This is a genomic window from Epibacterium sp. ABZ3_068 (assembly GCF_056159265.1).
Genome location: NZ_JBSWUV010000001.1, coordinates 1797634 through 1810846 on the forward strand (window position 1 = coordinate 1797634; position 13213 = coordinate 1810846).

Here is a 13213-nt window from a genome sequence, read left to right on the forward strand (position 1 = left end):
GATAATTCACACCGCTGCCAAGGGCCGGGAGCGTTATTCCATTGCAGCGCCCCCCGCAATTGGTAGATTTCCGATAATTCCAGACAGGAGAGACCATATGCGGCAAAAGACTCTACTGCTGACGGGGGCAAGCCGGGGAATCGGTCATGCCACCGTGCGCCGGTTTCACAATGAGGGGTGGCGGGTGATCACCTGCTCTCGTCAGGCCCATCCAGAAGAATGCCCCTGGGGTGGCGGAGCCGAGGATCACGTTCAGCTGGATCTGGGTGACCCTGCCGATACGATCAATGCGGTGGGGCTGATTCAAGAGCGTATTGATGGCAAATTGGATGCGCTGGTGAACAACGCGGGCATTTCACCCAAGGCCGACGATGGCGGCCGGTTGAACACATTGAACACAGATCTGGCCGATTGGGGGCGCGTGTTTCACGTGAACTTCTTTGCCCCGGTTGTGCTGGCGCGTGGTCTCAAGGATGAACTGGCGGCGGCCAAAGGATCGGTGGTGAATGTGACCTCGATTGCAGGCAGCCGTGTGCATCCTTTTGCGGGCGCGGCCTATGCGACCTCCAAGGCCGCACTGGCGGCGCTAACCCGTGAAATGGCCCATGACTTTGGCCCTATGGGGGTGCGGGTCAATGCAATTGCCCCTGGTGAGGTTGAAACCGCGATCCTGAGCCCGGGAACCGATAAAATCGTCGAGAAACTGCCGATGCAGCGTCTGGGCCAGCCGTCGGAAGTCGCGGATGCGATCTTTTACCTTTGTTCCGATCAAAGCTCCTATATTTCGGGTGCAGAGATCGAAGTGAACGGTGCCCAGCACGTATAAAACGCCGCCGCCTGTGCCTGTTGCGGGGGTGGGATTTTAAGTATTTGGGAAAAGATGAAAAAGAGTCTCCCTTAGAATGCCTCTGTTCTATGCTGAGGCTATTTGCTTTCATCTTTTTGAAAATACTTATGCGTGTCCTAAGGACTTGGAACCAAGGTTAAAAAAGGCCCGCATACCGCATGGGTTGCGGGCCAGTTTCGGGCATGGATGCCTGTCGCAAGCGTCATGCAGGGCACCAAAGTCGGCCTGCATTGGTCTGACTGGGAAGGGACGTCGACGCAGAGCATCCGTGCCCGTCGGCCTGGTGTGAAACAGGCCGACATAGCAGAGCGAAAGGTTAGCTAAGCGCTCGTTTTAGAACCGGCAGATTGCTCAGCAACAGTACGTCCAGTGCCAAAACGACCAGCAGTGTCACCCCCACAAGCGGGAAGGCCAGTGCGCAGAACAGACCAACAAGAAGGGCACCTTTCCAGAACGGTAGGTCTGCGGGCACAGGCGGAGCAGCCAGACGTGCTGCGCCGCTCGGGCGGCGTTTTACCCACATGACAATGCCCGAGACGCTGATGAAGATGACTGAGAGGCAGAACACAAGGTTCAGGACAAAGTTCCACGTGCCCATCAGCCCCATATGGAAGGGGATGCCAACGGCCATGGATTTGCCGGCCCAGGAATAATCCGCATAGGCCACATCAGCGAGGATCTTTCCGCTGTATTGATCCACATGGATGGTTCGGTCGATGAAAGGATCATCACTGTCCGATGACATGCTGTCGCGGTTGATGGTCCACACGCCTTTGTCGCTGCCGGGATAGGCCAGGCGGAAACGGCCTTCCATCCCCAAGGCGCGTCCCAGGGCGATGACGGTTTCGGCTGTAACCGGTTCACCATCGGCAGTGCCGGTGATCCCGGCCTCCGAGCCCGAGGCAGGCATTGGCGTCTGCTCCAGCGCCCAGGGCACATCATTGGTGTGGCCGTGGTTCAGATGTGCGGCGTGGGTTGTGTCCGACAGGGGGACCGCATCCCATTTCTGCGCCGGAAAGGTCGACCAGGCCTGCACAAACTTACCGCCCCAGATACCCGCCCAGGCAAGACCTGAGATCAGGAAAACAATCAACAGTGCGGACATCCAGAACCCAACCACCCCGTGCAGATTTTTCCAAAGGGCGCGGCGCCGCGCGGAAAAGTCGGGCAGAAGAGCAGCGCGCCAGTTGCCGCGCGGCCACCAGATATAAAGCCCGGTCAGAACCAGCAAGAGGCCCAGACCGGCTGCGATCTCAATCAGCCGGTCACCGGTATCGCCGATCAGAAGTGAGCCGTGCAGATTGTCGGCCCAATCGTACCAACCGGCGCGGCGGTCCCAGACCTTGAGCACCTCACCGGTGTATTGGTTCAGGGCAACCAGACGCTGTCCGTCTTCGGTCTTGATCCGGAAAACTGTGGCCAGCGTGTTGGATTTTGGGCCGATCCATTCAGCCAATGTTCCGGGCTGGGCGCCAAGCGCGGCGGCAGCCTGCACATCATAGGGTAGCGCCTGCTCGGTTATGGTTGTCAGCTGGATCTTTTCACCGTCGCGGCCGTCAAACTGGGTGATCAACATCATCATCAGCCCGGTAACAGCAAGCATGATCATAAAGGGGACCACATAAAGTGCAGCATAGAAATGCCAGCGCCAGGCGGCGAAATAGAATTTTTGCGACAGTTTGGACGCATCATGCATTTGTGCGTCCACAGACTGCGGGTGGCGAGGTGCCAATTGGGGTTCCATGCGGAAAACTCTCCATACCAAATAGGTCCGGGCCTTGTTCAGTAGGCGCCGGTGAAATCAAAACAAATGGGTCAAGATATCAGGAGAGTGTGGGTGGGCCGCGCGCATCATAGCGCCAGTGAAACCCGGCACTGTGGTGGGTAAATGCCTCATCCGCCCAGGGGGAACGGCGCGGGGACAGGTCCAGAGGCAGCTCAGGACCGGCCATCAGCATGGCGGAGTGGCTGAGCGCGCCAAAGGGGCAAATGCGGTCGCTGTCGAGATCGCCCGTGTCGTGGTCCGGGGTGTCCCCGTCAAGGTCCACCCACTGTTCCACATCCCCTTCAGAGGTACAGATGACCATCAGGACTTTTCCGTCCTCTCCCACTGCTGGCATCCATCCAGCGGGGATCATCCCGGCAACAGCCAGGGCAATCAAAAGGAGATATGTGGACAGATGATTCATTCTTAGGGGAGGTTGGCGATAATGGCTCGCAATGTCGAGATCCCATCGCCTTTTTCCGACGAGGTCAGTACGATCTCAGGATAGGCAGCAGGGTGTTTTGCCAGCGCGCCTTTGACCTGCTCGATCACTGCCTCGCGCTCTTTTGCCTTTACCTTGTCGGCTTTGGTCATCACGCATTGGAAGGTCACCGCCGAGGTGTCCAGCAGCTTCATGATGTCCTCATCCACCTTTTTTACCCCGTGGCGGCTGTCGATCAGAACAAAGGCGCGGCGCAGGTTCTGGCGGCCAGACAGGTATTTCTTTAGCAGCTTCTGCCATTTCTCGACCACATCCAGCGGCGCATTGGCATAGCCATAGCCGGGCAGGTCGACCAGATAATGCTCGGGGCCCTGCGTGAAAAAGTTGATCTCTTGTGTGCGTCCAGGCGTGTTGGAAGCACGGGCCAACCCTTTGGTTCCGGTCAGCGCGTTTATCAATGAGGACTTGCCCACGTTTGAGCGCCCGGCAAAGCACACCTCGGTTCGGTCGGCCTCAGGCAGGCCATCCATGGCCACCACGCCTTTCAGAAACTCGGACTGGCCCGCAAACAGCTTGCGGCCTTCTTCGGTTGAGATCTCATCCGGCGCTTCGGCCAGGGTAAATTGCATCTGCATCACAGGACTTTCACAGGGTCGCCCAGTTGGATTGCGCCGGGGCGAACAACCTCGGCACCAACCGAGAAATGCTGGTGGCCAAAGTTCTCTTTGAGTGTTTTCAGGGTCTCGGCGTCGCGTTCGCCAGTTTCCGGGTTGGCGGTGGTCGCCATACAGCGTTGCATTCGCTCGCGCACGGCAAAGACGGCGCTGCCGATCTGGACTTCGCGTCCGATCCAGTCTTCTTCGGCCCAGGCGTCACCCAGATCAAACCAGAGGTTGCTACGCCAGCGATGACGCGACAGGGACGTGCCAATGGCATCTTCCACCGCGCGGTGTGATGCCAGATTGGCCAGCGTCACCGAAGGGTAATCCGTATCGGTCATCGCCTGTGTATTGGCGCGGACGATGCGGGCGGGCGCCGGACGGTTTTCCGCCACCAGGGGGCGAACCCACTCCAGAAAACCGGACGCATTGCCATCTGGCAAAAAGGTGATTTGCCCGGCGGTTGGATGGGTCAGCGTCAGCTCACCGGTTTTTTCGTTAAAGCGCGAGGCAATGGCCATCAGTTGGGGCGAGCCGGCCGCGCGGGTAAAGTTGCGGCAGGGCGCCCATTCAGAGCCATCCACATCTTTGGCCTCCTCATGCGCAACCGCCCAAAGACGATCGCCGGGCAAAGCTTGCCCGGCGGTCAGGGTTACCTGCTCCAACGACTCACGACCGTGTGCTTTGATCGTGTGACGCCAGATCTCTGTAACTGTGTGGCTCATTCGGTCTCCGATTTCGCCTTGCGCTTAAAGCTGCTTTTGATGTTGCCAAATACATCCGGTTTGAACCCGTGGCTGCGCATAATGATGTACTGCTGGCAGAAGGTGATGGTGTTGTTCGCAATCCAGTAAACCACCAGACCGGACGCAAAACCACCCAGCATGAACATAAAGACCCATGGCATCCAGGCAAAGATCATCTGTTGGGTCGGATCTGTTGGTGCCGGATTCAGTTTCTGCTGCAGCCACATGGAAATACCCAGAAGGATCGGCAGAACTCCAATGAAGACCAGCGCAAGGACGCTGTCCGGTGCCGGGGAGGCCCAGGGCAGGGCGCCAAACAGGTTGAACAGCGATGTCGGATCCGGTGCGGACAGGTCCTGGAACGGGCCAAAGAAAGGTGCATGGCGTAGTTCCAACGTGACAAAGATCACCTTGTAGAGCGAGAAGAAGATCGGGATCTGAATCAGGATTGGCAGACAGCCTGCGGCCGGGTTTACCTTCTCCTTCTTGTAGAGCTCCATCATCTCCTTTTGCATCTTCTGGCGATCGTCGCCTGCGCGCTCCTTCAGCTTTTCAAGCTCGGGTTGCAGTTCCTTCATCTTTGCCATGGAGGAGTAGGATTTCCACGCCAGCGGCAGCACCAGAACCTTGATCAGTACGGTCAGGCCGATGATCGCAATACCCATGTTGCCGATTATCTGGTTCAGCCAGTGCAGAACAGCAAAGATCGGTTTGGTCAGGAAGTAGAACCAACCCCAGTCAATACTGTCAAGGAAACCCGCGATGCCGCCTTTTTCATAGGCTTTGATGGTTGCCCATTCCTTGGCGCCAGCAAACAGCTGGGTGGTGGTCGCAGCGGATGTGCCATCGGCCAGCGTTACAGTCGGCATGACCACATCGGTTTGGTAAATATCGCGACGCGGGTCAAACTTGGCGATTGAACGGAAAGCCTGACCATTTGCCGGGATCAACGTCGCCATCCAATAGTGGTCGGTAAAACCGATCCAGCCACTGTCTTCGACCGCGATGGAGTCGGTTGCCGCGCCATCACGCGGGTCGACGTCGAAATCCTGCATCTTGTCGTATTTGACTTCGGACAGTTCACCATCGGCTTCGCGCACCAGACCTTCGTGCAGAACAAAGAAGTTCTTCAGATCCGCCGGCTGGCCGTGACGGGCCAGCGTGCCATAAGGCGCAAGCGCAACCGACGCGCCGGACGCGTTGGTCACGGCCTGGTCGATTTTGAACATGAAATCTGCATCAACCGAGATGGTACGGGTAAAGGTCAGGCCTTTGCCATTGTCCCAGCTGAGCGTGACGGGCGTTTCCGGGGTCAGCGTCACATCCGCCGGTGCGGACCAAAGCGTATTGGCGCCCGGAACGTCTTCGATGCCCAGACCAGCACCCGGCGCCCAGCCATAAAGCGCATAATAGGCATTGGCCTGACCAACCGGTGTCAGCAGTTTGACGATGTCGGACGTGGGATCATTGGTGACGTGATAATCTTTGAGTGCAAGGTCATCAATGCGGCCGCCCTTGAGCGAGATCGAACCTTTCAGACGCGGACTGTCGATCACAATTCGTGGCGCATTGTCCTCTGTGTCAGCTGTGGTCGTGACCGCCTCGGCTTCAGCTGCGTCTGCGCTGACCGCGCTCGGAGCCGATACCGGACCGTTTGCCGGCGGCGTCAACTCTGACTGAGCGAGCTCCGTCGGCGCGGGTTCCTCCGCGGGCGGGGGAAAAAAAGTGTACCAACCGAGCAGCACCACGGCGCTGAGTGCGGTTGCTAGAAGAAGATTTTTATTCTGATCGTCCATGTGGGACCGCCACCTCGTGCATGCAAATGACAGGGTGGTTCAACAGACATGGCTCCCAAAGGTCAAGTGGAAACCGGGCCGCCGCGACGATCCGCGGGCCCTATTCGCCGGTTTCTCGGATTAAAAGGGGTAAAATCGAAGGATATTATCCGTTGCCACCAATTGCCGGCGGTTCTTTAAGTTTGGACAGATGTGCAGAGATCCAGTCCAGCGTCTGGTCAAAGGGGACGGGGCGGCCGATGCCGTAGCCTTGTACATGGCCGCAGCCCAGCTGAGCCAGCAGCGCGTGTTCGCCGACAGTTTCCACCCCTTCGGCCAATGTCTCAAGCTCCAGCCGTTCCGCCATGGTGAGGATTGCACCAACCATTTTCTGTTGCTCGGGATCGCGGTCCGATTTGGTGACAAAAGAGCGGTCAATTTTGATGCGGCGGACCTTGAAGCGGCGTACTGCGCCAATAGAGGCATGGCCGGTGCCGAAATCATCCAGGTCGATACCGCAGCCCAGTTCACCCAGGGCGACAATATTGCGTACGATCATATCATCAGGTGCATCACTGACGACGGTTTCAAGGACTTCGATACACAGGCGCTGAGGTTCCAGGCCAAAACGTTCCAGGTCCCACTTGATACGTTCCACAAGTCCGGGTTTGCGCAGTTCGTTTGCGGCAAAGTTCACACCCACCTGCGGTACGGATACACCAGCAGCATCCCAGGCCTTGATTGCGGATAATGCCTGATAGACCATCACCTCGCTCAGCCGTTCCATCAGGCCCGCATCCTCGAGCGCAGGAAGAAAGGTGCTGGGGGGGATCATTCCGTGGACCGGATGGACCCAACGCGCGAGGGCCTCAAACCCGGATATCTGGCCGGTGTCCGTGCTGATCTGCGGCTGGAACCAAGCTTGGATCTGTCCGCTTTCGAGCGCTTGGACAACTTCGCCATGCAAATTGCGGCGGCGATTGGTGCGATGGTGCAGCTCCGCCGAATAGGCACGCATTCCAGATGGGCCGTTGTGCTTTGCCTCTTCCAAAGCCGCAAAAGCCGCCCCAATCCAGGCGTCGGCCTGGTCTTCCGGAGCGTGGCGTCGGCTGCAGAAGCCGATAGAACAGGTCAGGTAAACCGATATGCCATCCAGCGAAATCGGTTCTTCCAGTTTTGTCTGGTATCGGCTTGCCAGTTGAATGCACAGCTCCAGATCCAGATGCGGCATTGGACTGAGGCAAATTGCGAATTTATTGTCCGCGATGCGGGCGATGCAGTCGCGGGTCCGTGTAGCGTCACGCAGACGCTGACCAAGCTCACGCAGGACGGTTTCGGCTGACTGGGAGCCATATTCGCTTTCGAGTTCGTCAAACTGTTCGATCTCGATAACAAAGACAGCGGAGTTCTGTCCCTTTCGACCGGATGCGTTGAATACATCATGGGCGATCATTTCAAACCCGTCGCGCAGCACAAGGCCGGTCGTTGCATCCTGCGGGACATTGCCGCTGCGGGAGAACATGCCGATGCCGGCAAAGAAGAGTGGCAGACCCAGTGCGGCGCATAGCAATGCGTACTCGCCCCCCATCCAATAGGTTCCCAACGTCACGGCAGGCAAAAAGGCCAGCACAGGGGGACCCAATAGGACAGGCGCCAGCGCATTACGCAGTTTTGCTAGCATGCCTGAGTTCGACGTATTCATTTGCGGACCTTTCACCTTCTAAACGGCTTGGGTCCACACTAGGGGGGCTGTTCTGACTGAACCTTTAACGCAGAGCGGGAATCTCTTCAGATTCAGTCAAATTCTCCGCTTTTTTTGTGGTCAGCTCAACGAAATCGAACAGCTTGGGGTCAAGCAAATGGGACGGGCGCGCATTCATGAGGGCCCGGAACATCACCTGTCGGCGTCCGGGACTGTTTGATTCCCACTGGTCCAGAATTTGTTTGACCTGTTGGCGCTGTAGCCCGTCCTGGCTGCCGCATAGATCACAGGGAATGATGGGATAATTCATGTCACGTGCGAATTTTTCGCAATCGGCTTCGGCCACGTGGGCCAGTGGACGATAGACAAAAAGATCACCTTCCTCATTGACCAGTTTGGGTGGCATCGTGGCCAGCCGTCCCCCGTGAAAGAGGTTCATAAAGAAGGTTTCCAGAATGTCGTCCCGATGGTGACCGAGTACAACCGCAGAACAGCCTTCTTCACGTGCAATCCGATACAGGTTGCCGCGACGCAGACGGGAGCAAAGCGCACAGTATGTTCGTCCCTGAGGCACCTTGTCCATCACAATGGAGTAGGTGTCCTGATATTCGATCCTGTTTGGCACGCCCATTTTTTCCAAAAACTCTGGCAGCACAGTGGCTGGAAATCCCGGTTGCCCCTGATCCAGGTTGCAGGCGAGCAAATCCACCGGCAGAAGGCCGCGCCATTGCAGCTCATACAAGACCGCCAGCATGGTGTAGCTGTCCTTGCCGCCGGACAGGCAGACCAGCCATTTGGGGCGGCTGCCGTCGTCGCGCTTTTCCACCATGCCGTACTGCTCCACCGCCTCGCGCGTGTTCCGCACGATCCGTTTGCGCAGTTTCTTGAACGCAGTTGTGGCAGGGGCTCCGGCAAAAAGCGGGTGGATTTCGTCCAGATCATCATCAAGCATGTGCGCCCCCGTAGCCGAGGTATGCGGTTTTGCCAAGACAAAAGGCGCGTTATCCGTCGCGAGACTCAGTGATCCAGGTGGCTCAGCGGCCCGTATGCACTCTGTAGGGCAAGTGCGCTCACAACAGGAGACTGCGATGCCGAGATCGATTCTACGCGTATTTGGACTATTGGGGATTGGCCTTTTGGCCGGTTGCGGAAAACCTGCACTGACGGATGAGAAGCTCAGCCCGAGGGATTTGAATCTGGAAGAGTATTTTGCGGGTGAAACAATTGCCTATGGGCAGTTTCAGGATCGTTTCGGAACGATCCGTCGCCGCTTCAAGGTTGAGATTGCAGGCACTTGGGATGGGACGTTCTTAACGCTGGATGAACGGTTTTTCTACTCTGACGGACAGACAGAAAGGCGGGTCTGGACGCTGGAGAAGACCGGCGCTGTTGTAAAGGATCAGACTTGGACAGGAACTGCAGATGGGGTTCGCGGTGTTGCATGGGGAGAAGAGCGGGGAGATACGTTCAACTGGCGGTATGGGTTTGCACTGCCCAAGCCGAATGGCGGAACGCTCAATGTGAAGTTTGACGATTGGATGTGGCTTCTGGAAGACGGGCGTCTTCTCAATCGTGCCTATGTCAGCCGCTTCGGGGTAACCTTGGGTGAGGTGACGCTGGTCTTTGAAAAACAATAGGTCACTTCTGGTCGTGGCTGTGACTGTGACCCTGGCAGCTGCAGCCCTTTGGGGTCTCATTGTCAGGAACCGGGTCAAAACCACTGCCACCAAAAGGGTGGCAACGCCCAATGCGGCGCAGGGTCAGCCAACTGCCTTTAATGGCGCCGTGTTTTTCCAGGGCTTCCAGCGCATAAGCCGAACACGTTGGTTGATATCTGCAGTTAAACCCAACCCAAGGGCTGAAGATCAGCCGATAGGCGCGCACGGGCAGGGAAAGGACAAAGGCCAAAGGTGTCATGCCCTGTTCAATAGGCGCAGAACGTCAGCAGCGCAATCCGCGCCGCGTCAGCGGCGCTGGGCCCACCGGGGGCGGCGGCTTCTGTGAAGCCTCCGACACGGGCGGGAGAACCACGGGCAAATGCGCGCGCGTCGGCTTCGCGCTAGCCGTGTATCTTTTTCAGGGCGTAGATCAGGTCATGTTGCAGGCTGTCAAAATCGCGTGTCGCGGTGGCCTCGGCGCGGCCAATCAAGACATAGTCCCAGCCGCGGCGCCCATACTGCGGCAGGATCAGCCTGGCGATTTCCCGCAAGCGGCGTTTGGCGCGGTTCCGGGCCACGGCGTTTCCGACTTTTTTGGAGCAGGTGAAACCAACCCGGGCAGGGCTGTCATCGCCGCGGTTGCGCCCTTGCAGCATCATCGCCTTGGTGCCCTGACGTTTGGCTCGGGCAGCCAGCAGGAAGTCACTGCGTTTGGTGATGATCTCCACGCCACCCAGGTTCTTGACCTCTTTGGCGCTGGCTTCAGCGCAAACGGAAACCGCCGGAGGCGTATTCCCTGCGATGTGATCATCGTCCATGGGAGCCTCCGGCGGTTTCAATTCCGTTCCTGACGGACGTCACCAATGGCGTAGAATTACGCGCTCAGCGACTTGCGGCCACGTGCGCGGCGTGCGTTCAGGATCTTGCGGCCTGCCTTGGTGGCCATGCGCGCACGGAAGCCGTGGCGGCGTTTGCGAACCAGGTTCGAAGGCTGATAGGTGCGTTTCATCGCTCCGGTCTCCATATTCGTTGCGGGAACAGTGCGGAATCACACACGCCCGGGGTCAATCTCGAAGCCCGGTCTTTAGAAGTGATCGCGTCCCAAGTCAAACCCCTTTCCCGTGCTTCTTTCGGGAATCCCCGCAAAACTGCAATATTTCTGTCAAAAAGGTTTCAAAATACCGCCTCCAACGCCCCCAAGACCCGGTAAACTGTTGCATATCTCACGAAATGGAAAGCAGGGATCAAGGGGGCGTGAGGCAGAGCGCGCGCCTCTCGCTTTGGACATATTTAGCACGTAGCACAGTAAACACCAACTATGACCCACTCCAAGCAAGATGAGCCAGATCATCCCAGCCAAGCGATGAGGACCGCCATGAGCGACACAACCGAAGCCCAAACGCACCCGACCAGGAAGGGCGGGCTTACACGTCACCTGCCGCTGATTGCAGTTCTGGCGGTGGCCGTAATCGGGGCCATGACGCTGAAAGACTATCTGAGTTTTGACACGCTGCGCGACAACCGCGAGGCGCTGGTGGCGTTTCGGGATCAGAACTTCCTGACCATGCTGGGGCTGTTTATGGCGATCTATGTGGCGATTGTGGCCTTCTCACTGCCCGGCGCTGCGGTGGCTTCGGTTACGGGCGGGTTCCTGTTCGGGCTTGCGGCAGGCACCTTTGCCAATGTGGTGGCGGCCACGATCGGGGCCACAGGTATCTTTCTGGCGGCGCGCTGGGGGCTGGGCACATATCTGAACGCCAAGATCGAAAACGCTGGCGGGCGGGTCCAAAGTCTGAAGAACGCCCTGCGCCAGAACGAGATTGAGGTTCTGTTGCTACTGCGACTGGTTCCTGCGGTGCCCTTCTTTGTCGCCAATCTGCTGCCTGCGCTGGTTGGGGTAAAGCTGCGCAATTTCCTGTGGACCACTGCTGTGGGCATCATTCCCGGCGGTGTCGTTTTCACCTGGATCGGTGTCGGCATGGGAGAGGTTTTTGACCGCGGTGATGAACCTGATCTCAGCCTCCTGTGGGAGCCACATGTAATTGGCCCGATTCTGGGCCTGTGTGTCCTGGCGGCAATGCCTATTGTGATCAAAGCCATTCGCCCGCCGTGCGGGAAGGGGGGCGCCCAAGGCCCATCCGGTCAAGGCGTGTCGGATAAGGCGGAGTAAGGCGATGGAACAACTGACCTGCGATATACTGGTAATCGGTGCCGGCTCCGGGGGGCTGTCCGTTGCCGCCGGAGCCAGCCAGATGGGCGCAAGTGTGATCCTTCTGGAAGGGCACAAAATGGGCGGGGATTGCCTGAACTTTGGTTGTGTCCCGTCCAAGGCGCTGTTGGCAGCGGGCAAGGCGGCTTATGGTCAGGCCCATGCGGCGGCCTTTGGAGTGGCGGATCAACAGCCACAGGTGGATTATGCAGCCGCCAAGGCACATGTGCATGAGGTGATTGCCCAGATTGAACCGATGGACAGCCAGGAACGGTTCGAGGGCTTTGGCGTCAAGGTGATCCGCGAATTTGGCCGGTTTGTGTCGGCAACGGAGGTTCAGGCAGGCGCGCACCGTATCACCGCCCGTCGGGTGGTGATCGCAACCGGCTCCTCGCCGCTTGTTCCGCCGATCCCGGGGCTGGACAGCGTGCCCTATGAAACCAACGAAACACTGTTTGACCTGCAAGATCAGCCAGAGCATCTGTTGATCATCGGCGGCGGCCCCATCGGGTTGGAGATGGCCCAGGCGCATGTGCGTCTTGGGTGTAAGGTTACCGTGCTTGAAGGGGCCAAGGCGCTGGGGAAAGACGATCCTGAAATGGCCGCTGTGGTGCTGGAGTGTCTGCGCGCTGAAGGGGTTGAGATCGTCGAAAACGCAATGGCCGCCGAAGTCCGGGGCGAGGCTGGTGCGATTGAGGTTCTGACCCGGGATGGCGCGACCTACAAGGGGTCGCATCTTCTGATAGCGGTTGGTCGCTCACCCAATATCGACAAATTGAACCTCGATGCCGCCGGGATCGAAACAACGCGCACCGGGATCAAGGTCGATGACAGCCTGAAGACCACAAACAAGAAAGTCTATGCGATCGGTGATGTGGCAGGCGGGCTGCAGTTCACGCATGTGGCGGGTTATCATGCTGGCGTGATCATCAAATCCGCGCTGTTTGGCATGCCCTCCAAGGCGAAGATCAATCATATCCCCTGGGCCACCTATACCGATCCCGAACTGGCGCAGATCGGATTGACCGAAGCCCAGGCGCGCGAGGCCTACGGGACCAAACTGGAGGTCGCGCGGTTTGAATATCACCACAATGACCGCGCCATAGCAGAGCGTAAGACCAAAGGGCTGATCAAAGTGATGGTGGTCAAAGGGCGGCCTGTGGGTGTCTCACTTGCGGGACATCAGGCCGGGGAACAATGCGCGCTGTGGTCTATGGCTCTGGCAAATAATATGAAGATGAGCCAGATTGCGGCAATGATAGCGCCCTATCCAACAGTATCGGAACTTAACAAACGGGTCGCGGGGGCCTATTTCTCTCCAAAGTTATTTGAAAGTCCGTTTGTTAAGCGCATGGTAGGGTTTGTTCAGCGATGGATTCCCTGAATTTAAAGACAGGACCAAAGGGAGCA

Annotated in this window: 14 protein-coding genes; 4 read left to right on the top strand and 10 right to left on the bottom strand. The window is 57.9% G+C overall.

The annotated features are described in order from the left end of the window. Positions 1-97: 97 nt before the first annotated feature. Positions 98-826 (top strand): SDR family NAD(P)-dependent oxidoreductase, encoded by a 729-nt coding sequence (locus ACXAEW_RS08610; protein ID WP_474940931.1) that lies wholly within the window; start codon positions 98-100, stop codon positions 824-826. A 337-nt stretch (positions 827-1163) separates the two neighbouring features. Here the strand turns inward: ACXAEW_RS08610 and ACXAEW_RS08615 are convergent, their stop codons facing one another. The 7 genes from ACXAEW_RS08615 to ttcA form a co-directional block, all read right to left on the bottom strand. Further along, complete coding sequence (locus ACXAEW_RS08615; RefSeq protein WP_474940932.1) at positions 1164-2591, bottom strand: PepSY-associated TM helix domain-containing protein; 1428 nt, start codon at positions 2589-2591, stop codon at positions 1164-1166. Between the two features lie 79 nt (positions 2592-2670). Then, on the bottom strand, positions 2671-3036 hold the full coding sequence (locus ACXAEW_RS08620; RefSeq protein WP_474940933.1) for a DUF2946 family protein: 366 nt from the start codon (positions 3034-3036) through the stop codon (positions 2671-2673). A 2-nt stretch (positions 3037-3038) separates the two neighbouring features. Continuing rightward, positions 3039-3689, bottom strand: a complete 651-nt coding sequence (gene yihA, locus ACXAEW_RS08625; RefSeq protein WP_474940934.1) for a ribosome biogenesis GTP-binding protein YihA/YsxC — start codon at positions 3687-3689, stop codon at positions 3039-3041. Continuing rightward, the gene (locus ACXAEW_RS08630; RefSeq protein WP_474940935.1) at positions 3689-4438 is read right to left on the bottom strand and encodes an MOSC domain-containing protein; all 750 of its coding nucleotides are present in this window, start codon (positions 4436-4438) and stop codon (positions 3689-3691) included. Before ACXAEW_RS08630 ends, yihA begins: the two co-directional genes overlap by 1 nt. Then, complete coding sequence (yidC, locus tag ACXAEW_RS08635) at positions 4435-6255, bottom strand: membrane protein insertase YidC (RefSeq protein WP_474940936.1); 1821 nt, start codon at positions 6253-6255, stop codon at positions 4435-4437. Before yidC ends, ACXAEW_RS08630 begins: the two co-directional genes overlap by 4 nt. A 145-nt stretch (positions 6256-6400) precedes the next feature. After that, positions 6401-7915 (bottom strand): putative bifunctional diguanylate cyclase/phosphodiesterase, encoded by a 1515-nt coding sequence (locus tag ACXAEW_RS08640; protein WP_474940937.1) that lies wholly within the window; start codon positions 7913-7915, stop codon positions 6401-6403. Positions 7916-8000: 85 nt separating this feature from the next. Next, positions 8001-8888 carry a tRNA 2-thiocytidine(32) synthetase TtcA gene (gene ttcA, locus ACXAEW_RS08645; RefSeq protein ID WP_474940938.1) on the bottom strand — a complete coding sequence of 296 codons (888 nt, stop codon included), beginning with the start codon at positions 8886-8888 and terminating at the stop codon, positions 8001-8003. A gap of 136 nt (positions 8889-9024) precedes the next feature. On the opposite strand from ttcA, the gene ACXAEW_RS08650 reads away from it, so the two are divergent. Further along, entirely contained in the window at positions 9025-9573 is a 549-nt protein-coding gene (locus tag ACXAEW_RS08650; protein ID WP_474940939.1) for a DUF3833 domain-containing protein, read from the top strand. Position 9574: 1 nt separating this feature from the next. On the opposite strand, the gene yidD is transcribed toward ACXAEW_RS08650, so the two are convergent. From yidD to rpmH, 3 genes are all read right to left on the bottom strand, one after another. Then, positions 9575-9853, bottom strand: a complete 279-nt coding sequence (gene yidD / locus ACXAEW_RS08655; RefSeq protein WP_474940940.1) for a membrane protein insertion efficiency factor YidD — start codon at positions 9851-9853, stop codon at positions 9575-9577. A gap of 142 nt (positions 9854-9995) precedes the next feature. Beyond that, positions 9996-10433, bottom strand: a complete 438-nt coding sequence (gene rnpA, locus ACXAEW_RS08660) for a ribonuclease P protein component (protein WP_474940941.1) — start codon at positions 10431-10433, stop codon at positions 9996-9998. 35 nt (positions 10434-10468) lie between these two features. Next, entirely contained in the window at positions 10469-10603 is a 135-nt protein-coding gene (gene rpmH, locus ACXAEW_RS08665) for a 50S ribosomal protein L34 (protein WP_005980833.1), read from the bottom strand. A 366-nt stretch (positions 10604-10969) separates the two neighbouring features. Here rpmH and ACXAEW_RS08670 point away from each other — a divergent pair, with 366 nt between their 5' ends. Further along, on the top strand, positions 10970-11764 hold the full coding sequence (locus tag ACXAEW_RS08670) for a TVP38/TMEM64 family protein (RefSeq protein WP_474940942.1): 795 nt from the start codon (positions 10970-10972) through the stop codon (positions 11762-11764). 4 nt (positions 11765-11768) lie between these two features. Further along, positions 11769-13187 (top strand): dihydrolipoyl dehydrogenase family protein, encoded by a 1419-nt coding sequence (locus tag ACXAEW_RS08675; protein ID WP_474940943.1) that lies wholly within the window; start codon positions 11769-11771, stop codon positions 13185-13187. Positions 13188-13213: the final 26 nt, after the last annotated feature.